Annotated in this window: 21 protein-coding genes; 13 read left to right on the top strand and 8 right to left on the bottom strand. The window is 64.8% G+C overall.

Annotated elements, in window-relative coordinates; all coding sequences use genetic code 11:
• Positions 1 to 8 precede the first annotated feature (8 nt).
• The 5 genes from AC3FOF_RS08730 (at position 9) to AC3FOF_RS08710 (ending at position 2,703) form a co-directional block, all read left to right on the top strand.
• Positions 9 to 614, top strand: a complete 606-nt coding sequence (locus AC3FOF_RS08730; protein ID WP_488726345.1) for a J domain-containing protein — start codon at positions 9 to 11, stop codon at positions 612 to 614.
• A 303-nt stretch (positions 615 to 917) separates the two neighbouring features.
• Positions 918 to 1,451, top strand: coding sequence for a DUF4410 domain-containing protein (locus AC3FOF_RS08725; RefSeq protein ID WP_488726344.1), 534 nt, complete (start codon positions 918 to 920; stop codon positions 1,449 to 1,451).
• Positions 1,452 to 1,473: 22 nt separating this feature from the next.
• On the top strand, positions 1,474 to 1,893 hold the full coding sequence (locus AC3FOF_RS08720) for a hypothetical protein (protein ID WP_488726343.1): 420 nt from the start codon (positions 1,474 to 1,476) through the stop codon (positions 1,891 to 1,893).
• Positions 1,894 to 1,996: 103 nt separating this feature from the next.
• Positions 1,997 to 2,260 (top strand): hypothetical protein, encoded by a 264-nt coding sequence (locus tag AC3FOF_RS08715; protein WP_488726342.1) that lies wholly within the window; start codon positions 1,997 to 1,999, stop codon positions 2,258 to 2,260.
• Positions 2,257 to 2,703, top strand: coding sequence for a hypothetical protein (locus tag AC3FOF_RS08710; protein ID WP_488726341.1), 447 nt, complete (start codon positions 2,257 to 2,259; stop codon positions 2,701 to 2,703). Before AC3FOF_RS08715 ends, AC3FOF_RS08710 begins: the two co-directional genes overlap by 4 nt.
• Before the next feature lie 112 nt (positions 2,704 to 2,815).
• On the opposite strand, the gene AC3FOF_RS08705 is transcribed toward AC3FOF_RS08710, so the two are convergent.
• Together AC3FOF_RS08705 and AC3FOF_RS08700 are read right to left on the bottom strand one after the other, a co-directional pair.
• Entirely contained in the window at positions 2,816 to 3,880 is a 1,065-nt protein-coding gene (locus AC3FOF_RS08705; protein WP_488726340.1) for an MBL fold metallo-hydrolase, read from the bottom strand.
• 102 nt (positions 3,881 to 3,982) lie between these two features.
• A complete protein-coding gene (locus AC3FOF_RS08700; RefSeq protein WP_488726339.1) occupies positions 3,983 to 5,407 on the bottom strand; it encodes a pyridoxal phosphate-dependent decarboxylase family protein in 1,425 nt (474 codons plus the stop codon).
• 446 nt (positions 5,408 to 5,853) lie between these two features.
• Here AC3FOF_RS08700 and AC3FOF_RS08695 point away from each other — a divergent pair, with 446 nt between their 5' ends.
• Entirely contained in the window at positions 5,854 to 6,159 is a 306-nt protein-coding gene (locus AC3FOF_RS08695; RefSeq protein ID WP_488726338.1) for a panthothenate synthetase, read from the top strand.
• Positions 6,160 to 6,307: 148 nt separating this feature from the next.
• Here the strand turns inward: AC3FOF_RS08695 and AC3FOF_RS08690 are convergent, their stop codons facing one another.
• From AC3FOF_RS08690 to AC3FOF_RS08680, 3 genes are all read right to left on the bottom strand, one after another.
• Positions 6,308 to 6,868, bottom strand: coding sequence for a BON domain-containing protein (locus AC3FOF_RS08690; RefSeq protein WP_488726337.1), 561 nt, complete (start codon positions 6,866 to 6,868; stop codon positions 6,308 to 6,310).
• A 237-nt stretch (positions 6,869 to 7,105) separates the two neighbouring features.
• Positions 7,106 to 8,179 carry an MBL fold metallo-hydrolase gene (locus AC3FOF_RS08685; protein WP_017226238.1) on the bottom strand — a complete coding sequence of 358 codons (1,074 nt, stop codon included), beginning with the start codon at positions 8,177 to 8,179 and terminating at the stop codon, positions 7,106 to 7,108.
• Positions 8,180 to 8,204: 25 nt separating this feature from the next.
• On the bottom strand, positions 8,205 to 8,711 hold the full coding sequence (locus tag AC3FOF_RS08680; RefSeq protein WP_488726336.1) for an ester cyclase: 507 nt from the start codon (positions 8,709 to 8,711) through the stop codon (positions 8,205 to 8,207).
• Between the two features lie 284 nt (positions 8,712 to 8,995).
• On the opposite strand from AC3FOF_RS08680, the gene AC3FOF_RS08675 reads away from it, so the two are divergent.
• The 6 genes from AC3FOF_RS08675 (at position 8,996) to AC3FOF_RS08650 (ending at position 15,662) form a co-directional block, all read left to right on the top strand.
• Positions 8,996 to 9,637: a Crp/Fnr family transcriptional regulator gene (locus AC3FOF_RS08675; RefSeq protein WP_017226240.1), complete on the top strand. Its 642-nt coding sequence runs from the start codon at positions 8,996 to 8,998 to the stop codon at positions 9,635 to 9,637.
• A 120-nt stretch (positions 9,638 to 9,757) separates the two neighbouring features.
• On the top strand, positions 9,758 to 10,249 hold the full coding sequence (locus AC3FOF_RS08670; protein ID WP_017226241.1) for an NAD(P)H-dependent oxidoreductase: 492 nt from the start codon (positions 9,758 to 9,760) through the stop codon (positions 10,247 to 10,249).
• A 156-nt stretch (positions 10,250 to 10,405) separates the two neighbouring features.
• Positions 10,406 to 11,149 carry a DUF3348 domain-containing protein gene (locus AC3FOF_RS08665; protein ID WP_488726335.1) on the top strand — a complete coding sequence of 248 codons (744 nt, stop codon included), beginning with the start codon at positions 10,406 to 10,408 and terminating at the stop codon, positions 11,147 to 11,149.
• A 10-nt stretch (positions 11,150 to 11,159) separates the two neighbouring features.
• Positions 11,160 to 14,300 carry a DUF802 domain-containing protein gene (locus AC3FOF_RS08660; RefSeq protein WP_488726334.1) on the top strand — a complete coding sequence of 1,047 codons (3,141 nt, stop codon included), beginning with the start codon at positions 11,160 to 11,162 and terminating at the stop codon, positions 14,298 to 14,300.
• Positions 14,297 to 14,944 (top strand): OmpA family protein, encoded by a 648-nt coding sequence (locus AC3FOF_RS08655; protein ID WP_276269246.1) that lies wholly within the window; start codon positions 14,297 to 14,299, stop codon positions 14,942 to 14,944. The genes AC3FOF_RS08660 and AC3FOF_RS08655 overlap by 4 nt, the downstream gene beginning before the upstream one ends.
• A complete protein-coding gene (locus AC3FOF_RS08650) occupies positions 14,937 to 15,662 on the top strand; it encodes a DUF2894 domain-containing protein (protein WP_488726333.1) in 726 nt (241 codons plus the stop codon). The genes AC3FOF_RS08655 and AC3FOF_RS08650 overlap by 8 nt, the downstream gene beginning before the upstream one ends.
• 96 nt (positions 15,663 to 15,758) lie before the next feature.
• On the opposite strand, the gene AC3FOF_RS08645 is transcribed toward AC3FOF_RS08650, so the two are convergent.
• Positions 15,759 to 15,941, bottom strand: coding sequence for a hypothetical protein (locus AC3FOF_RS08645; RefSeq protein ID WP_488726332.1), 183 nt, complete (start codon positions 15,939 to 15,941; stop codon positions 15,759 to 15,761).
• A gap of 436 nt (positions 15,942 to 16,377) precedes the next feature.
• Here AC3FOF_RS08645 and AC3FOF_RS08640 point away from each other — a divergent pair, with 436 nt between their 5' ends.
• Positions 16,378 to 17,316, top strand: a complete 939-nt coding sequence (locus AC3FOF_RS08640) for a type VI secretion system accessory protein TagJ (RefSeq protein WP_488726331.1) — start codon at positions 16,378 to 16,380, stop codon at positions 17,314 to 17,316.
• 72 nt (positions 17,317 to 17,388) lie between these two features.
• Here the strand turns inward: AC3FOF_RS08640 and AC3FOF_RS08635 are convergent, their stop codons facing one another.
• Positions 17,389 to 18,012 carry an SCO family protein gene (locus tag AC3FOF_RS08635; protein WP_488726330.1) on the bottom strand — a complete coding sequence of 208 codons (624 nt, stop codon included), beginning with the start codon at positions 18,010 to 18,012 and terminating at the stop codon, positions 17,389 to 17,391.
• Between the two features lie 240 nt (positions 18,013 to 18,252).
• Complete coding sequence (locus AC3FOF_RS08630) at positions 18,253 to 20,001, bottom strand: c-type cytochrome (protein WP_488726329.1); 1,749 nt, start codon at positions 19,999 to 20,001, stop codon at positions 18,253 to 18,255.

Below are 20,001 nucleotides of genomic sequence, written 5' to 3'. Positions count from 1 at the left end.
ATTGGCCCATGACCACCCTCTACGCGACCCTCGGCGTGCAAGCGGACGCCACCCTGGACGAGATCAAGCGCGCCTACCGCCGCGCCGCGATGAAGTGGCACCCTGACCGCAACCCTGGCCGCGAGGCGGAGGCGCACGCGGCGTTCCATGAAATCCGCGATGCCTACGCCATTCTTTCCGATGCCGGGCAGCGCCAGATCTACGACGAGGTATTCGAGCAGGAGATGCGGCGCTGGCAGGCCGAGCACGAGGCGCAGCAAGAACAGGAGCGCGAGGCGCAACGCGAGGCCCGGCGCGTCGCGCAGGAACACTACGAGAAGATGGTCGCTATCGCGATGCGCTTTGCCGACGACGGCCACAATCGCGATGTCATCTTCGGCGTGCTGCTCGGCCGGGACTGCGAGGCGGATCTGGCGGCACGCATCGCGGACAGCGCATGGGCCTTGCAGGAGTCGCGGCGGGCAAGTGCGATGGCCGCGGACGCGCCCGACGCCGAGGCTGCCGCGACGCCCGCCGGGGCGGCGGCGTCGGACCCCGACGAGGTGACGCGGCCCAGGCGCCACCCCGGCGCCTTCGATTCGTTCTGGCACGGCTTGTTCGGCCTCCGCTCGTAGCCGAACGCTCACCTTGGTGATTTGCAGACTACGGTATCGGCGGGAGCAATCGAAAGATAAGACGCTATCCGATGCACGCAGCATGCATTCGAATTCGAGTTGGCCGGATCAATACGCGAGGTGATCGCCGCTCGTGCGCAAGCGGGACGCCTTGCACTTCCATTCGCGGCTTGACATCAAAGCAGCGAGCGCTAAATTAGCTTTCAGGGTACTCGCTGCGATGGCATTGGTAGCGTTTCCTGACGGCCCGCTGCGTGAAAGGGCCTCTCCCACGCTTACTGCAATGCCGCATATGGCGTGCCCATGCGAATACCGTCCGCGCCCGCGCTGGTCTTGACCGGGGTTTTCGCCCTTGAGGGCTGCGCCTCCAGCTTTGCCGAAAAGGAGTCGCTGGCTGACCTGCACCCTGTTTTCAGCACGGACGGGCGCATGCAACTGCGGGTGCAGCCGTGCATCGACCGTACTGGCTACGCCAGTCGGGATCTGGGTCACGAAGCAACGGATACGCTGATTGCCAAGCTCAAAGGCAGCCCCGAGTTCGAGATAAAGACCGATGGGCGCTACGTGCTGAGCTGCGATGTTTCCGCTTTCGCAGAGGGAAATGCCGTCAAACGCTGGTTGCTTCCGGGCTGGGGCGCGACTTCCGGCCAGGTCGCCGTGATGGTCGTGGATTCAACCACGGGAGAAACAATGGCTATCGTGCGCGGGGCAGCCACGGTGGCGGCGGGCGGACTGTATTCCATCGGCGCTGACAAGATCATCCTGGCATCCGCGCTTGATGATGTCGTGAGACAACTCCGTCAGCTTGCTTCTGGCAAAGCCCCGGCAAGTAGGTGAGTACGCTACGGAGGGACAAGCGATGACCCATACCAAAGTCGGCCTGGCGCTGGCGGCCGGGTTCATCAGCATCGCACTACTCGCTTCGCATTTGCATGCACAGACGGTCGGGACCGGTGTATTTCCCGACACCGCTTTGATAGAACAGCATTTACGCCGCGGCGTATCGAAAAAAGATGATGTTCAGCGCCTGCTGGGTGTGCCGAACGGGACTGGCCGCAGCGAGATAGCGCGCCCCGAGGGAAATGGCGAACTGCCGATGGGCAACGGCCCGCGCGAGATCTGGTACTACGACGACATCGAAGTCACGGACACCAGATGGGGCGCGGGCACGATCGACATGAAGTTGCGCCAGCAAATCCTGCTGGTCTTCTTCAAGATGGATATCCTCGACGGTTATCTTTGGACCTCAAATGTACTCAAGCCGGCGGTCGATTGGTGAAGTGGCCGTCATGGGTGTCTTACGCCGGCTGGCGACTTCCCTTCTAGCGGTACCTGGACTTGTCTTCCTGGCAGGGTGTGCCACCACCATGCACTTTGGCGCCATGCCCCAGGTCGATCGCTTGCCGTCGCTCAAGATTGCCGTTTCCAGCGCGAACGATGTTGTCTCCGCGCTCGGGGAGCCGCGCGGTCGCGGGCAGGCCAGGTTCGCGCCCGACCGCCCCGAGCAGCAGGTCTGGTTCTACGAGTACACGCAATCCGAGGGGAAAAAGGTAAAGCTGAAGATGCTCCTCGTATTTATGGAAAAGGATGTCTACGCAGGGTATATGTGGTTCTCTTCCGGGCAACTGCTGGAGACAAGGCCATGAGACCTGCCCTGGATCCATCAATACGGACACGCGTGGAGAAGGCCTTGGTGCAACCTGCGCATTGGATCGGCGCGCGCATGATCAGCGGCTGTCTCGCCATGTCACTCCTGGTGCTGGCGTCCGGCCAGTTGGCCGGCTGCGGCCCCATACAAGTGCGGGCAGGAAAGAAGCCGGATGTTGCCGTATTGAACGAGTCGCTCCAGATAGGCAATGCCACGCAGCAGGGGGTGCTTGCCGTGCTCGGAAAACCCGATGGACGCGGGCGTTCGATGATGCCCTGGCAGTCCTCGCCGCGCACTGTGTGGACGTACTACTACGAGGAAGGTCTGATCGACCTCGGTGGCGAGAATAGCGATGATCGACGGATTTTCCTCTTCCTGTTCTTTGACGGGGACCGTTTTGATGGCTACCTGTGGTTCTCCAGCCTGCACCCGTCGCAATGAGCCAGACTGGCCGACCCATCAAGCGCAGCCGCCGTCCCGAAATCGCTCCGGTTTTCCGTAGATGGATCCGGCGGCTTACGGAATCCCGCGCGCAGGCAGCGAGCGTGCCTTTTTACTTCGGCGGAAGACGGACGCTCGCAAGATCCGCCCCCACGACTACATTTCCGGTAAATCCGCTCTCCAGGACGGCCTTGCGATAGTCCGCTTCGGTCAGACGACCACCCGGAACGCGCCAGGGGCCCTGGTGCGTCGCGCCGGGCGGCGGGATCAGGTGTGTGAGCATCAGATACTTTGCCCCGACCCGTTTCGCCATTGCGCCAAGATCAGGTGCCGAGCTTTGGCGATAAAAGATCCGTGGCGGCATTCCACTACCCTTCCCGGGCGCCATGGCGGGGTGAATCGTCGAATGAACGATGACATCCGCGCCCTTCGCCAACCTCTCTACCTCATTGGACGTCGAGGAGGCGCGCGGGGGGGCGATTGCGTCGTTGCCCGCGTCGCCGCCTATCACCACGCTACCGGCGGGCGTGTCCACACGATAGGATGCATGGCCCGCGATATGAGTCGAACGGATTGCGCTGACCTTCACATCACCCGACGACCAGACCACCTCCGGCTCGTCCTTCGGCTCGAACGTGATCGTGTTGATCAGTTCGGCCGGCCCGCCTGCGGGACGCGCCTTATCCTCGGACACACGCTGCGCGATCTCGCCGGACTGGATGAAGGCATCGGCAATATGCAGCGTGAGTTTCCTGCAGCTGATCGTGAAACCCTCCGCGGATACCGTATCGGCACTGCACACCACATCGAGCTTGGGCCGCGCGGACTCGAAGTGCCAGCGCAACTGCATGATGTCGGCGAAGCCGTCGGTATGATCCGAGTGCAGATGCGTGAAGAAGATTGCGTCGAGTTGCCCGACCGTCATGCCGAGTTGGGACAGACGCATGGTAGTGCCACGCCCTGCATCGAACTGTAGATTCAGCGCCCCACAGCCGTTGCTATCGTCGCCGTAGCTCAGCAGCGTTCCAGGACCAGCCAAGCCATTGAAAGCGCCCGGGCCGCCCTGCGTGCCCGTCAACGTCACCATAAGACATGGAGCCGCTCTCGCCACGGTTGTCGGAGCGAGCCATGCGCCCGCGACAAGCGCTACCGCGATGGCGATCGGGATTCGGTTCACCTTTGTTCCTCCCGCAACCAGTGTGCCTGGCATGATCAGATCGGATCGTCATTGAAGAGCGCATGTATCCGGATGGGTGCCAAGGCAAAGGCCGTTATGCGCTCACCCTGAGTTCATCGTGCCGGCGCCAACTTCCCGCCACGCCGCAATGATGGATTCGGCGGACCGATCGATATCGGCCCCGGTGGTCGCCCAGGAAATCACTGAGAAGCGCATCACCACGCGCTCGCGCCAACCGGCCTCACCTACATAGCAGACGCCTGCCGCCTGAACGCATTTTATGACCGCCCTCGTTAACTGATCTCGTTGCGCCGGCGGTAGTCCTGTGCCGAACTGCACGATAAACTGGTTCAGCTCCACTGGATTGAGGATCTCCACGCCGGCTTCCGACGCGAGCCGTTCCGCCATGCGCCGGGCCAGCAGACAGTGCTGTTCGATCATCGCCGCGATACCGCTGCGCCCTAGCGCGCGGATAAGCGCCCACGTGGCGAAGCCGCGTGCGCGCCTTGAGAGTTCCGGCACGTAGTGAAAGGGCTCCCGGCATTCGCCGCCGGCTGCCGGCAGATAGCTCGCTTCGTATGCCATCGCGCGCCGATGGGCGTGCGCGTCCCGGACGATGGCATAACCGCAATCGTAGGGCAGCTGGAGCCACTTGTGCCCATCAGTCGCCCAGGAGTCCGCCTGCTCGATGCCTTCAGTCAAATGGGCGAACGTCGGACACGAGCGCGCCCACAAGCCAAAAGCGCCGTCGATGTGAAGCCATCCACCGTAGCGATGCACGACGTCCGCCATCTCACGGAAGGGGTCGAACGCACCTGTGTTGATCTGGCCGGCTTGCCCGATGACGATCAGGGGCCCGCCACAAGACGCCAAGGTCGTGGACAGCGCTGCAACCTGCATGCGCCCGGCATCATCCGTCGGGATTCTGACGACGCGGTCATGGCCGAGGCCTAGGTAACGCAACGCGGCAAAGATCGCTGCATGCGCATCGTTGCCAATGCATACGCTGATGGGCGGCGCGCCGAACAATCCCTCCGCATCGGCATTCCAACCGGCCTTGCGCAAGACCTCGCCTCTCGCGGCAGCAAGACAAACGAAGCTTGCCATCGTCGCGCCAGTTGTAAAGCCGATCGAGCAATCCGGGGGTAATGACAGTAAATCGAGCAGCCATATCGCTGCGATCTGCTCAACGACTGCGTTTGCCGGAGACCCAAGGTAGCTCCCGCTATTCTGCCCCCAGATGCTTGTCAACCAGTCGGCCGCAACGCCAACCGGATGCGAGCCCCCCGTGACCTTGGCAAAGTAACGCGGCCCCGCCGCCCCCATCAGGCCAGCGTCTACCCCCTCGGCCAACTGTTTGATGACTTCGGCGGGCGCCATGCCGTCCGTCGGCGTCGGGCCGTTCAGGGCCGCCCACAACGCGTCGAAGCTGGCCGTCGCCTCAGGGTTTCTCTTCGCGCGCGCGCGATGGAAATCCAAGGCCAGCGTGTATGCCTCTTCTAGTGCTGCACGATACTCATCCGGCATGATCGTAGTACATCCGTGATTTTCGTTCAGTTATAGAGTCCGCGGCTCAGAAACGCCAGGTAATCGCCAGCGGAAGACCGCGGGCACATGATGGCGCCGATGGATATTCTTGCATTCTCCACGCGACTGCACTGTCAGGTGCATACGCGCACGGCCACCCGGTCACAGCCTTGTCATGGCGTCTCCGGTTGACTCGCGTTGGCCTGGATTTCTCGCCTTTACGGTGTGTGGCCGTCTCGCGACACCTTCGGGTCCAGCCTCATCCACAGGAGGGATGGGCAGCCAGCTGGCTTTTTGAGCGGCCGGTGCTATCTTGATAGTATCGGCGCCCCTGCTAGCCACGGCGTCGGTTTTCCCGACCGCCGCGAGCGACGAGGTTGTGCGGCACGAACGCCTGTGGCAAAGAGCTGCCCACGGTGCAGCAACGATGCAAGGGGATCTGAATCATGAAGATGCTACTCACAGTCCAATTCCCCCATGAGCCGTTCAACGCGCTCATCAGAGACGGGAAGGCGGGCGAGCTCATCGGGCGTATTCTCGAAGCGATCCAGCCCGAGGCAGCATACTTTACCGAGCAAGACGGAATGCGCGGCGGGGTCTTCCTGGTCAATGTCGAAAATCCATCCGACGTTCCTGCTTTTGTGGAGCCCTTCTTTCTCAATTTCCAGGCCAACTGCAAGTTCCGCGTTGTGATGAGCCCGGAGGATCTGCAAAAGGCTGGCCTGGAGGAACTAGGGAAGAAGTGGGCGTGATGAGGCAGACGGCCACAAGGCCGCCTCGCACCGCCTCCCCGGTGTTGCAGGCAGAGCTTTCCTGCTCAACAAGTCGTGGAGTTTTTCCTTCCCCTCCCACTGCGGGAAATGGGCGGATTTCCCGAACCATATCCACTCTTTGGCCGTCTCATTTCTTCTTGCCTTTATCGTTGACTCCGTTCGCTTTCATACCGTTTTTTCCCAGCGCGCCCTTGTTGTAGAGCGCATAGGGCACACCGCGTTCGGGATGCGCGGTAGTTTGATCGATGACACGCTCGACGTCGGGAACATCCCGTAGCGCGTTCATGAACGGTTGCGCCGCGAAGTCCGGCGCCACGCAACCCTGGACCAGCATCCAGCGCTGCCACACCGTCACCCACAAGGTACTCTGCCGCCACCCGGGCATATTGGCCGACAGCCATTGCAAACGGCGACGCGTGCTGTCGGCAATCTCCTGATCGTAGGCGAAGGCATTCGGCAAGCGGCATCGTCCCTCCAGCCAGCAGTGATTGCCATGCTCGATGCGGTGGTGCGACTCCCGCCGCCACTCAGCTTCGCTCACACGGGGGCCGGCGGGCTCCGGGCAGTTGGGAATGGCCGAGGAAACCTGGAAGAAGGGATCCTGGCCGCGATTCTGCAGGTCGTCCCCAGCATTGGCAGCGGGCATCGACAACGCCAGCGCGAATAATATGCAGCGGTGATGGATCATCACTGATGTTCTCCTGATCCCTTGCTGAAGCAGCGGCTTTAACTACCGCACCCTCGACGTCCGGGGGCGAAACCCAACCATGATAAGTGAAGGTCCACCTGCATCTTGTCGAGCAGTTGCTCTGAAGGGCAAGCCGATCCGGCATTGACGGCGCCGCTCTCCGGAGGCATCCGAATGCCGGCCGCACTGATGGCATCGTGTTGTCTCCGTTCTCGTTGTTCGATTTGGGGGCCGCGCCTAACGCAGCCTTGGCAATCCGAAGCGGGTCTCGCCCCACAGATGGCTCGACGGGGCCCCGGGAAAGAGCCAATGCGGCGTGCATTCGCTGGACGGCACCACATTGGAGAACGCGTGATCGGCCGAGGGGCCGGCGATCGTCTTCTCCACTACCATCGACAGGTACTGGTCGTTGCTGCCTTCTTGCGTATTGCCGTTCAATATGACCTCCGCGCCCGTGGCACGAGCGAAGCGCCGGATACCGTTGTGGCGCGAATGCTCGGGCGCCCAGCTGTCGGCCGACACGCCGTTTTCACTGCTGACGCGAATGCCGTCCGGCGTCCGGTAAACCAATGAATGGTTGCCCTCCGTATGCCCAGGCGTATGGACCAGTGCCACTCCATGTCCAAGCTCGACGCTGCCGTCGAAGGCCAGGATCCGGGACGCCGGCACGCCGTCCAGCCCGTTGGGGCAATACCAGTCGGCCTGGATCGGCAGCAAGGCATTGACACTCGCCAGTTCCTGGCGGTGCACTACCAGTTTCGCATTGGGAAACAGTCCCGGCGTCGCTGCGTTGCCAAGCCAGCGCCTGACGTCCTGGGTATGGAGGTGGTCATATGAAATGTAGTCGACCTCATCCGGAGCAATGCCGCAGGCCTCCAATGCTTGCAGCACGGTCGCATGCACCGGCGCGATAGCACCCCGGAGCATGCGCGGCGTGTGTTCGGCCATCCGTTTGAAGTATGGCGTTTGCGCCCCGGCCTCGAAGTCGGCAGGCGTGAACAGCAGCGTGCGTGCCCTGCCATCGAAACCCTTGAACTGGATCACGGCCACGCGCGCCAGCAGGTGAATCAAGTGCGGCTTCAGCAATTGCTGCGAATACACACCGCTGAAGGCATACCAGGCCGGATAGGGAACACGAAGAAGGTTGAAACTGGCGGCAAAGGAAACCGGCGGCGCATCGAGGAAGCGCTCGCGGAACTGCCGGGCGCAGCGCCGCAGTGCGCGCAGCCGATCCAGGGGCGCAGGCAGCCGCCGCGCGCCGTCGAAGTCTGCCACGGGCAGAAGGCCCTCGGGTGGAAAGTCTCGATTCATGCTCGTTGTCCTTGCAGGAGCCTGCTCATGCGACGGCCGGCGTCTGCGCCGGCACCTTTTCGAGCAAGCCGGAAAGAACCCGGGGCAGCGCCTCGGGCGACACGCCGGCCAGCAGCTGGCGAATCATGGTCAGCGAGTCGAAATAGACGCGCTCGCACACCAGCGTTTCGCCTTCGAAGATGAATAGCGCAATCATCCGGCACCGGAACGCATTGCCGGTCGGCGGCAGGCCATTGAGGGGGCCGCGATGGGTCCCGAGCAGCCAGAACTCCACGATGACGGCATCCTCGGTATGGCGCAGCTTGATGATCTCGTGCCGCTGATCCGGGAACGCCCTGCGCGTCTGCAGGTAATACGCATGGACCGGATCCCTGCCGTCAAGGACTTCCCCGCCGGGGATCAGCTCGTAGCGCGGATGCGCAAAGGTAGCCAGGACGGCGTCGAAGTCCTGCCTGGTCTCATCGGCGAAATGATCCAGCACCAGCCGTTCGCGGCGTTCTTGGCGCTGGGCAATGTCGGTCGTTACAGTCATCGTGCGGGTCCTGTCCTTGTATGGGGAATGGCCCGCCCTGTTGCCACGGCGTGGCGGCGGACCGAGGCCATTATCGGGAGTCCCCCGGCGCGAGACTGTCGCCGATTGGCAGTTCGGCATCCGGAGAAACCCTGGGCGATATGCCTGGCCCACTGCTGCATCCGGTGCGTCCAGGCGGTATGCTGGCGATTCACCCAACGGCTCATCCTGAGATGCGAAAATGTCCCCCCGCTCCGGCGGAGTCTGCAAGCCCCCGGCTGTTTTCGCCCGAACTGGAATCGGTATTGCGTGCCCACGCGGCACGACGGCGCCTTCAGAAGGGCGACGTACTCTTCACCTATGGCTCGGAACCCGATGCGCTCTTCTGCGTGGATAGCGGGCAGCTTCGCGTCAGCACCACCGCGCAGAACGGACGCGAGGCCGTATTGAGCATGCTTGAGCCCGGCCAGTGGTTTGGCGAGGTCTCGCTGTTTGTCGACGCGCCCCGCATCTATGACACAAGGGCAGTGGCCGACAGCGAGTTGCTGGTGGTACCGGCCACCACCTTCCATGCACTGGTCGATGAACAGCCGCGCTTTCTCATCGAGTTCACGCGGCTCGTCTGCCGCCGCTATCGGCTGGCGCTCGGGTGGATCGACGAAACGATCCTGCAGCCATTCCCGGTAAGGTTGGCACGGCGCCTGCTATGGGCAGACCATGCGCACACCTTGTCTTCGCCTGACGAGAAGGATGCCGTACTGCGGCTCTCGCAGGAAGACCTGAGCCATATGCTCGGCGTATCGCGGCAAAGCGTGAACCGGCAGCTGAAGACCTGGGAGAGCCAAGGCATGCTGCGTCTCGACTACGGGCGGGTCACGCTGTGCGACAGGGCCGCGCTGCGCCTGCTGGCGAACAACGACGATGCGGCCGGCGCCGGTGGCAACTGAGATGGCCGGTGGCGATTTCCGCCCCGCAGCTTGCCGCGGCGGGCGAGTGTCCGGGGCGCGTCCTGGTGACGATGGCGTGATACAGTTCGCAGCGTACTGGCGGACGGCGAGCGAGAACGGATGAAGACGCTGCTGATCATCTACCACACGATGACCGGAGGGACACAGCAGATGGCCGAGGCGGCAGCCGGCGCGGCGCGCACGCAGCCTGGCGTCGCGGTCAAGTTGCAGCGTGCGGCCGAGACCGGTCCGGACGATGTGCTGGCAGCCGATGGTTATCTGTTCGCGACGCCGGAGAACCTGGCCGCAATGTCCGGGCTGATGAAGGACTTCTTCGATCGCTGCTACTACGCGGCACTTGACCGTTTGAACGGTCGCCCGTATGCGGCCATGATCTGTGCCGGCAGCGACGGGCAGAACGCACTGCGTCAGGTCGAGCGCATCGCCACCGGCTGGCGCCTCAAATGCGTGGCGCCAGGCCTGATCGTGTGCACCCATGCACAGACGCCCGAGCGCATTCTGGCACGCAAGGAGATCGGCGCCGAGGATCTGGCGCGCTGTGCCGAGCTCGGCGCCGGATTGGCGGCCGGTCTTGCGCTTGGCGTGTTCTGACGTCGAACCGTCGCTGATCGGACCTGGCCCGATCAGCGGCCGAACCAGTCCGACGCGCCCGTACTGCCACCCGGGCCGGAATCCGCCTTCCCCAAGCCTGCTTGCCCCATCCCCCCCGCCGGAGTGTAAACTCCTCCCTTTTTTGACTCTGGTGGTATGGTGCAAGCCCCCCGGCATACAGGTTTCAGCGGCCCGGCCCTCGTTCGCTTGCTGGCTCGCCTGACGAACGCCGATGTTCCCGAATCCAGCCAATCGCTCTCGGACCGGCTGAGCCAATGGCTTGGCTGGACGGATGCCATCGCGCTGTCCGCGGCCCTGAACGGCAGTCCGCCTGCGGTTGCCAGCGGCGCGCGGACATTCGGCAGCGCCGAGGAGCGCGAGTGCGCCCGTGTGCGGACCGCGCTGGCGGATGCCATTGCCAGCGATACCGCGTTCACCCCAGCCAGGCGGGCCGGGCGCACGCAGGCGCCGACGGAGGCAGCCCCCGCGGACACGGATGCCGATTACTCGACTTTTCGCCAGCGGTATCTCTCGCTGCAGCAGACGATGGAGACGAGCATCGGCAACCTGCGCCCCCGCCTGCGCGGGATGCTGGCCGCCAGGACGCCCGAGATGAGCCGGCTCGCGGTGGTGGATGCCGTGATGGAGCGCGGGCTGATTGTGCGCGAGCGGAGTCTGCTGGCTACGGTGCCCACGTTGCTCGCAGGTCACTTCGAGCGTTTGCGCCGGGCCGAGCGGGCGGCGCTGGCGGACGCCGAGGCCTCGGATGCGCCCGCGGCGATGACGCCCGGCGCCTGGCTGGAAGTGTTCCGCAAGGATATGCAGAGCGTGTTGCTTGCTGAATTGGAAGTTCGTTTACAACCGGTGGAAGGCCTGCTAGCGGCTCTTCGCACCAGCTAATTAGGACGCCATGTCCCGAAATCTTGTTAATTTCGCTGTTTTCCTGGTGGGTCTGGCCGCCGTGTGCTGGATCGGCGCGGGTTATGCCGGCTCGAATACGCTGGCGCTGGCCGTCACGATGCTGGTTGGCGTTTGCTATCTGGCGGGCGCGTTCGAGTTGCAACGCTATCAGCAGGCCACGTCCAGCCTGATGCGCGCCTTGGCAGGCCTGTCGGAGCCGCCGGCCAGCCTGGGTGCCTGGCTGGATCCATTGCATCCCAGCCTGCGCAATGCGGTACGCCTGCGCATCGAGGGTGAGCGCGTGGGCCTGCCGGGGCCGTCGCTGACGCCGTATCTGGTGGGCCTGCTGGTGTTGCTGGGCATGCTGGGCACGTTCCTGGGCATGGTGGTGACGCTGCGGGGCACCGGGATGGCGCTGGAAAGCGCGACGGACCTGCAGGCGATCCGGGCTTCGCTGGCCGCGCCGGTCAAGGGCCTGGGCTTTGCGTTCGGCACCTCGATCGCCGGCGTGGCCACTTCCGCGATGCTGGGGCTGCTTTCCACATTGTGCCGGCGCGAGCGGATCCAGGCGGCGCAGATGCTGGACGCCAGGATCGCAACGACGTTGCGCATCTACTCACAGACCCATCAGCGCGAGGCGTCCTTCACGCTGCTGCAACGGCAAGCCGAGGTGATGCCCGCGCTGGTCGACCGGCTGCAGGCCATGATGACGGCCATGGAGCAGCAGAGCCTGGCCATGAACGAGCGGCAGCTGGCCAGCCAGGACGCCTTCCAGGGCAAGGTCGAGGCCGTCTATACCCGCCTGGCCTCCTCCATGGAGCAGTCCGTCAAGGAAGGCGTCGCCGAAAGCGCCCGCGCCGCGGGCGCGGCACTGCAGCCGGCCGTGGCGGCCACGATGGCGGGTCTTGCGCGCGAGACGGCCTCGCTGCACGAGACTGTCTCGCAGGCCGTGCAGCGTCAGCTGGACGGCCTGTCGGCGGGGTTCCAGGCCACGACGAAGGATGTGGCGGAGATCTGGCACAAGGCGCTGACCGGCCAGCAGCGTACGAACGAGGCGCTTGCCCAGGACCTGCGCGGCTCGCTCGATGGCTTCGCCGCGACGTTCGAGCAACGCTCTGCCACCCTGCTGGACGGCGTCTCCGCCCGCCTGGAAATCGTGGCGGGCAACGTGTCGGCGGCGTGGAACGACGCGCTATCGCGGCACCAACACGTCAGCGAGAAGCTGGCGGGCGACAACCAGCACGCCTTGGCGGCAGCTGCGGCGACCCTGGAACAGCACTCGGCATCGCTGGTGCGCGCGGTGGGCCAGTCGCATGCGGACCTGCAGGCGGAATTGGCGGCGCGGGATGAACAACGGCTGGCGGCCTGGGCCGGGACGCTCGGTGCGATGACTGCAGCGCTGCGCCAGGAATGGGAGCAGGCCGGCGCGCACACCGCCAGCCGGCAGCAGGAGATCTGCGAGACGCTGGCGCAGACCGCGCGCGACATGTCGTCCCACGCGCAGGCGCACGCCAGCAGCACGATCGCCGAGATCGACCGGCTGGTGCAAGCCGCCGCGGAAGCCCCCAAGGCTGCAGCAGCCCTGCAGGCGGAACTGGCATCGCGGGACCAGGAGCGGCTGGCGGCCTGGACCGAATCCCTCGGTGCAATGGCCGCCACGCTGCGCCAGGAATGGGAACTGGCGGGTGCGCACAGCGCCAGCCGGCAGCAGGAGATCTGCGAAGCGCTGGGTCAGACCGCGCGCGACATGTCATCCCAGACGCAGGCACATGCCAGCAAGACGATCGCCGAGATCGACCGGCTGGTGCAAGCCGCCGCGGAAGCCCCCAAGGCTGCAGCAGCGCTGCAGGCGGAACTGGCGTCGCGGGACCAGGAACGGCTGGCGGCCTGGACCGAATCCCTCGGTGCGATGGCCGCCACGCTGCGCCAGGAATGGGAACTGGCAGGCGCGCACAGCGCCAGCCGGCAGCAGGAGATCTGCGAAGCGCTGGGTCAGACCGCGCGCGACATGTCGTCCCAGACGCAGGCGCATGCCAGCAAGACGATCGCCGAGATCGACCGGCTGGTAGCCGCCGCCGCGGAAGCCCCCAAGGCTGCAGCAGCGCTGCAGGCGGAACTGGCATCGCGGGACCAGGAACGGCTGGCAGCCTGGACCGAATCCCTCGGTGCAATGGCCGCCACGCTGCGCCAGGAATGGGAGCTGGCCGGCGCGCACACCGCCAGCCGGCAGCAGGAGATCTGCGAAGCGCTGGGTCAGACCGCGCGCGACATGTCGTCCCAGACGCAGGCACATGCCAGCAAGACGATCGCCGAGATCGACCGGCTGGTGCAAGCCGCCGCGCAGGCCCCCAAGGCTGCAGCAGCCCTGCAGGCGGAACTGGCATCGCGGGACCAGGAGCGGATGGCGGCCTGGACCGGATCGCTCGGTGCGATGGCGGACACCCTGCGCAAGGAATGGGAGCAGGCCAGCACGCAAACGGCGAGCCGGCAGCAGGAAATCTGCGAGACGCTGGCGCAGACCGCAAGCGATATCTCGTCGCGGGCGCAGGCGCACGCCAGCGAGACCATTGCCGAGATCGGCCGGTTGGTGCAAGCCGCTTCGGAAGCCCCCAGGGCCGCGGCCGACGTTATCGGCGAACTGCGCCAGAAGCTCTCCGACAGCCTGGCCCACGACAACGCGATGCTGGAGGAGCGCAGCCGCCTGCTGGAAACGCTGGCCACCCTGCTCGATGCCGTGAACCACGCCTCCACCGAGCAGCGCACGGCGGTCGACGCGCTGGTGGCCACGTCGGCGGACCTGCTGGATCGTGTCGGCACCCGCTTCACCGACAAGGTCGAGGCCGAAACCGGGAAGCTGTCGGAAGTGGCCGCGCAGGTCACCGGCAGCGCCGTCGAGGTGGCGAGCCTGGGCGAGGCATTCGGTGTGGCCGTGCAGTTGTTCGGCGAATCGAACGACAAGCTGGTGGCCCACCTGCAGCGCATCGAAGCGGCGCTGGACAAGTCCCTCGCGCGTAGCGACGAGCAGCTCGCGTATTACGTGGCGCAGGCCAGGGAAGTCATCGACCTGAGCATGATGTCGCAGAAGCAGATCGTCGAAGACCTGCAACAGCTCGCCGGCCAGCGGGCACTCGCCGGCACCGAGGCAGCATGAGCGAGGACATCGACGGCGGCCTGGAGCCGACAGTACCGGCCTGGGCTGTTTTCGGCGACCTGATGTCGGTGCTGCTCGGCACCTTCGTCCTGATCCTGGTGAGCGTGATCGGCGTGCAGCTGGAACTCTCGACCCGGCTGGAACAAGAGGTCAAGCAGCGGCAGGTGGAGACGCAGCGCCGCAAGGCCCTGGAAGACGCGCTGGCGGGGCCGCTGGCGGCGGGCCGGGTGACGCTGGTGAATGGACGCATCGGCATCAGCGGCAGCGTGTTGTTTGCGCTGAACTCCGATCAATTGCAGCCCGAGGGCCGGGAAGTACTGAAGAGCCTGACCGGGCCGCTGTCCGCATACCTCCAGGCCCGGGACGAGATCCTGATGGTAAGCGGCTTTACCGATGACCAGCAACTGCGCGACGGCAACCGCCGCTTCGCCGACAACTGGGATCTGTCGGCCCAGCGCGCATTGACGGTGACCCGCGCGTTGATCGATGACGGCATTCCGTCGTCCTCGGTATTTGCGGCCGCGTTCGGCTCCGAACAGCCCGTGGCGTCGAATGCCGATGTGGCGGGACAGGCCAAGAACCGCCGGGTGGAAATCGCGCCTATCTCCAGGCCATCCCGGGAATCGGTGAAGCCCCGTGAGTAACGACGGAACACAGAGCAGCGAGGCAGGCAGCGGGGCAAGCCACGCCCGGGCGACGCTCGACGCATGGCGCGAGCGCGGCGCCGATCGCCTGGATCCCATCCGCTTCCATTTCATGGACGCGCTCGATCGGCGCGCAGCCGGCCACCGCGGCGATGCGCGACGCATCCTGGACGACAGGCTGTCCGGCCTGCTCAAGGCCTATGGCGACGATATCGAAAGCGCCGCGCGCGCGGCCGGCGATGCCGACGGCACGCCATCGGCACCCGCGCCCGCCCGCGGGGCGCTTGGCGAGCTGATCGATTACATCGCCAGCCATGCCCACAGCCATGCCGACAGCCACGCCGCCAGCCAACCGCCGGCGGATGGCGGCGGCGCTGCGGCGAGCCCCCCCCTGCCCCGGCGCGCCGCCAAACCCGAACTGGAGGTACTCGATTACTTCAGGGACACCTGGTCCAAGGTCAGGGTCAGTTCAGATCGACAGTTGCGGCAGTCACTGCAGCAGGTTCCCGACAATGCCGGACCGCTCAACTCGAGTCACCTGGTGCATCGGGCGTTCCTGCTGATGCACGAGCTGTCGCCAGGCTATCTCCACCAGTTCCTGTCGTACATCGACGCCCTGTCGTGGATGGAGCAGCTGAACGGCGGCGGCGCCTTGCCTGCCAAGGACGCACCTCGCGCCGGCAATACCAGGAAGGGTGCGCGGGGCAAGACACGATAGACAGTGCCATGAACGCCGGCAATCGCGCATTTTGCTCCTCTCCCCTGCGGCGAGCACAGACCCCAGCCTGCATCCCGGTGGGCAGGGCTCGGGCAATCAGACCCGGCTGGCAAATTGCCTGAGCACTTCCGCTATTTGCATCGCTTCCGATTCTGACAACTCAACCGGATCATTCTCCTTTGCAACAGCCTTGATATGGATGGATGAACCCTGCTCGATCCATACTCGAACGGTACCGTCACAGGATTCAAAGTAGTCTTGATTCGCCAGGCTCTGCATTGCTATTCACCAGGTTGAGGGAAGATTGGATGGCGCCTTTGTCGCGCGGCCACCGAACAGCCTGTTCCGCGGTTCTTCCGACCCGCTGCTTCGCTGCCTGACCGCCATCGTATCCATATCCTTGTCGAACGGCATCAACCGTTTTGCCTTTCGCCGCAGATTTGCGCTGCTGCCGCTAGCAGGAACTTGTCCTGCTTCGCCTCCGGTCCGCTTGCCTCATGCCGTCCTTTCGGCCTGACACCACGCCTGATTCGTAGGATGCTGCCCCATAGCAAGCAGTATCGCCCGCCTATACACTGCAACAATCGCGAGTGAAATCGCGCGCTGCGTCTGCACAAAAAACAGTCGCCTCGTTCCGATAGCCGAGGTGCGACGAGGTTCATCCCGACAGCGTCATATCCGTCTGTCCCGGCCTCAGGAAATCGGGAGAAACGCCATGAAGAAAAAGCTCGATAGCGGCTCTCCACCCGGGTCCCGGTCGAGCCAAGCCAGCATCGTCCGTCCGCCGCAGAGTTCGCTGGAGGATAGCGCAGCATGGGTCCTGGCTGCGCATACACATATTGAATTCCTCCTCGCGGAATCGCTGAGCTGCACGAAACAGACACGGCAAGCCTGGCGTCCGCACTGGATGGCTTTCCAATGGAGTTGCGTCACCGGCCAATGGCATATCGCGCGTACCATGCTCGCGCGCTGCGCAACCATGGCTCCGGAGCTCCGCCAGTGCATCGACCAATACCACGGTTGCCTGGGAGCCGAGCGTCAGCGAGCGAGCGTCTTCCTCGGCCAGCCCGCTTCCGGCCCGGCACGCCCCAGCTATCTGCCCGGCACGCGCCAGTGGGTCAGGCGGCGGCTATCTTCGCTGCGGACCATCAATTTCACGGGGCGCCTTGCCGCGGATCCCGGCACCGCACCGTATGACGCGACGCCAACGGTGCTCCCGGGAAGCACCAATCTCGGCCCGTTCTCATGGCTGCGCGATAGCGACGATCGCCTGGGGCCGATCAGCGAGGTATTTCTCGGGGGAAAATATTTCTGGATCCCATTCGAGATGGTGGCCGTCATGAACTTCCCCCCTCTCGTCTATCTGCTTGACAGGATCTGGCGGCCGGTCGAGATTCTGCTATGGGATGGGACAAGGCACACCGGCTTTCTACCCGCACGCTATGTCGGATCGCAGTGGGTCGACGATGACCTCAAGCTTGGCCATGGCACAGCCTGGATATGGCTTAACGCGTTGCTGCAAGCCGGCCTTGGCGAGCGGCAGTTCTGCTCGGAGCTGCGCTGCTGGCCGCTCTCCCAACTGACCATCGTCCGTTTTCATTGCCCTCCGATTCCCGGCTTTCTGCTGGCAAGCGGAGACAGCCCGCAGGATTAGCGGGCGATGCCGGATATCGGGAGACGGGGGATGAAGGACGCGCCACGCTCGCATCGCGCCCTCCCTTTTCATTCAACTCGCTTCGACCAGCTTCCGATACGCCTGCAACAGCTCGTCGGCTGTGGCAAAACCGTCGATCCGCACCCATGGATTGCCAGGGGCCGCCCGCAGGAATACCACCGGACCGTGGTTCATCTTGTCCTCGTGATAGACGTTGAACGCGCGCTGCGTTGCTACGCTCGCGGCAAGCGCGCCGGTGTAGTGCTGCCATTCGGGGCCCGCCCCGAACTTCGTCGCATACTCCCGCAAGCGCGACGGCGTATCCTGCTCCGGGTCGATCGAGATCGACACCATATGCACCTTGTCCCGGTCCGGGCCAAGTTCGCCCTGCAATTGCGAGAGCGTCTGACTGATCACCGGGCAAACCGATGTGCAAGTGGTATAGATGAACGTCAGCACGACCGGACGGCCATCGTCCAGCTCGCTCTTCAGGGAGACGGTCTGTCCATCATCCCGCACCAGCATGACGGAGGGTAGCGCGTAGGCCACCGTCGATGTGCGCGTGTCCCGCATCATGTGGTGATGCGCATGCGGATCGGCACCATCGTGCGCAATGGCATAAGGTATCACCGCGGCGGCCGTGCTTCCGGCCGCAATGGCCAGGACCAGCGCCCTGCCCCATCGTTGCTTGAACATTCCCATGGCATCCTCCTTCAGAAATCATCGAAGCGCTGCGGCAACAGACCGCCCAGCGCCGGGTTCCCCTCCGGCAGCGCTATCCCGCACCTGAATGGTAGAGACCGGCCATGCGGCGCGGTATGGGTCGACGCCCTACCGCGGCGGTAGGGCAATCCATCCTGGCCTCTCGCCGGGACCTGCATCCGCATCCGGCGACTCGCGGCTCCCCCGGGGATGGAGGCCTTTTGGGGCGCGTGGCTACGGCACCGTCCACTCGCCGTCGGCGGCCAGCCGGGTGCGCTCGGGTTCGGCGAACCGGACGATGTATCCGCCTTTGGATGCAAAGCGCTGACCCGGCCCGAGCGTCAGGCGTGGATAGTATCCGGTGATGATCCGGCGTTCGATCATGTCGTCGATGCGTTCCACCAGATAGTCGCGCGCAAACGTATCGGCCATGTGGCTCAGGGTCTCCGCCAACAGGCCACAGGCAAGAAACGTATCGGCCTGCGTCTGCTCGGCGACGACGGGAATATGCCGGATCGAAAACCAGCCGAGCGCATAGTCGACGCGGACGCGCCGGCGTTCCGGCAGATCGACAGGATAAGCCAGGCGTGTCACGCCGCGCCAGCCCGCGGGCAGGGGCGTGCCGTCGAGCCCACCCATCAGGCCCGACATGAACACGTCGGCGCGCGGCGGCGGCACGCCTCCCAGCGCGGCGACATCGCCCGGGCGCAGCCACAGCATGAGCGCGTCCGCTCCCGCTGCACCGCGCAGCGCCTGAGCAACGCTCTCGCCGTGCGCGAGAGCATGGCTTGACACCGCGACGCCGTGCCGCTTGAGCAATGCGGCGAGCGCCTTGGCGCCCGGCTCCCCGCTGTCGCCGGCACGATAAATCTGCTGCACCGACCTGGCCCCCTTGCCGTTGCCTGCATCGATGATCCGCTTCGCGATCAGCTCCGCTTCCAGCAGCACGCCGCTGGAGAAATAGAGGGAATAGAAGTCGGTCTCGCCGTTGACCGGCACTTCGACATTCGGAAACAGACATGGCACGGCTTCCTGCTCGCAGAATGCATGCACCGGCGCCCAGTTCCTGCCACCGAGCCCGGACACCACGGCAAAGACCGGCTCCGCCGCCAGATGCCGCTTGAGCTGATCCTGCCATGTCGCTTCCGGGCCGGTCAGTTCCCAGACGTGCAGCTGCCAGCGGCGATTGACCATGAACATCATCTTGCGCGACGCGCGTAGCGCCGGAGTCGGCCCGAGCGGGAACGTGTTCTTGTCCGCGAAGTAGTGCTCGAGCACATCCAGCATGCCGCGGCGCTTCACCGGATCCGCATCCGGGGTGATGATGGTGGCAAAGTGGAGCACCGTGTCCGTGACCCCGCTCGGCCCGCGCTGGTCCAACCGCTTCAGATAGGCGATGAGTGCGGCCATGTCGGCATCGTTCAGCGCGAACTGCGGCATCAGGTAGTTCAGTGGCCGGCCCTCCGAGTCAAGGCCATCGCGGATAGCTCGGGCAATGGTGTCATCGGTATACGGATCGCGATCGGCACGCATGCCCTCGACGAAGGGGAGGTCGAGGTCCTCGAGATTCCTGGCACGCGGGTGAAAAAGATACCGCCCGGTGATCGGGGGGACGGTGCCAAAGCCCTCCTTGGCGCCAAGTCCGCTGCGCCGGTGGCAATTGACACAGGCCGCGGCCGCCCCCTGCATGCGCAAGCCGCCATCGCGGCTCGCAGAGAGCGGCTCGCCCGAAGGCAACACGCCGCGCAGGAAGATCGCTTCGCCGGCATCCGTTGCCGATGCGGCGCTGGCCTTGCCGCCCAACGCCGCCAGTGCGGCGACCAGGAAGCACACGAGGATCGCCCACGCGGCGGATCGGCGCACTCGCGCGCCAGTTGATCCGCCGGGCAACAGCCTTACCCGAGGCGAGATCGCACCGTCACTCGCGCGCGTCCCGGCGGGGCGCACCGCCCTTGCAGCCGGAAGGAACAGTCTCCGTGCCAT

The organism is Cupriavidus sp. 96C5-1 (genome assembly GCF_057798855.1).
Note: the sequence above shows the minus strand (reverse complement) of the source record. Positions and strands in the feature narration are given on the sequence as shown.

Coding starts and splice junctions, on each gene's coding strand:
- AC3FOF_RS08635 (WP_488726330.1), bottom strand. CDS start 18,012: ATGTTCAAGCAACGATGGGGCAGGGCGCTGGTCCTGGCCATTGCGGCC.
- AC3FOF_RS08640 (WP_488726331.1), top strand. CDS start 16,378: ATGAAGAAAAAGCTCGATAGCGGCTCTCCACCCGGGTCCCGGTCGAGC.
- AC3FOF_RS08685 (WP_017226238.1), bottom strand. CDS start 8,179: ATGAATCGAGACTTTCCACCCGAGGGCCTTCTGCCCGTGGCAGACTTC.
- AC3FOF_RS08680 (WP_488726336.1), bottom strand. CDS start 8,711: ATGACTGTAACGACCGACATTGCCCAGCGCCAAGAACGCCGCGAACGG.
- AC3FOF_RS08655 (WP_276269246.1), top strand. CDS start 14,297: ATGAGCGAGGACATCGACGGCGGCCTGGAGCCGACAGTACCGGCCTGG.
- AC3FOF_RS08665 (WP_488726335.1), top strand. CDS start 10,406: ATGGTGCAAGCCCCCCGGCATACAGGTTTCAGCGGCCCGGCCCTCGTT.
- AC3FOF_RS08630 (WP_488726329.1), bottom strand. CDS start 20,001: ATGGCACGGAGACTGTTCCTTCCGGCTGCAAGGGCGGTGCGCCCCGCC.
- AC3FOF_RS08710 (WP_488726341.1), top strand. CDS start 2,257: ATGAGACCTGCCCTGGATCCATCAATACGGACACGCGTGGAGAAGGCC.
- AC3FOF_RS08660 (WP_488726334.1), top strand. CDS start 11,160: ATGTCCCGAAATCTTGTTAATTTCGCTGTTTTCCTGGTGGGTCTGGCC.
- AC3FOF_RS08645 (WP_488726332.1), bottom strand. CDS start 15,941: ATGCAGAGCCTGGCGAATCAAGACTACTTTGAATCCTGTGACGGTACC.
- AC3FOF_RS08725 (WP_488726344.1), top strand. CDS start 918: ATGCGAATACCGTCCGCGCCCGCGCTGGTCTTGACCGGGGTTTTCGCC.
- AC3FOF_RS08700 (WP_488726339.1), bottom strand. CDS start 5,407: ATGCCGGATGAGTATCGTGCAGCACTAGAAGAGGCATACACGCTGGCC.
- AC3FOF_RS08670 (WP_017226241.1), top strand. CDS start 9,758: ATGAAGACGCTGCTGATCATCTACCACACGATGACCGGAGGGACACAG.
- AC3FOF_RS08715 (WP_488726342.1), top strand. CDS start 1,997: ATGCCCCAGGTCGATCGCTTGCCGTCGCTCAAGATTGCCGTTTCCAGC.
- AC3FOF_RS08695 (WP_488726338.1), top strand. CDS start 5,854: ATGAAGATGCTACTCACAGTCCAATTCCCCCATGAGCCGTTCAACGCG.
- AC3FOF_RS08730 (WP_488726345.1), top strand. CDS start 9: ATGACCACCCTCTACGCGACCCTCGGCGTGCAAGCGGACGCCACCCTG.
- AC3FOF_RS08720 (WP_488726343.1), top strand. CDS start 1,474: ATGACCCATACCAAAGTCGGCCTGGCGCTGGCGGCCGGGTTCATCAGC.
- AC3FOF_RS08690 (WP_488726337.1), bottom strand. CDS start 6,868: ATGATCCATCACCGCTGCATATTATTCGCGCTGGCGTTGTCGATGCCC.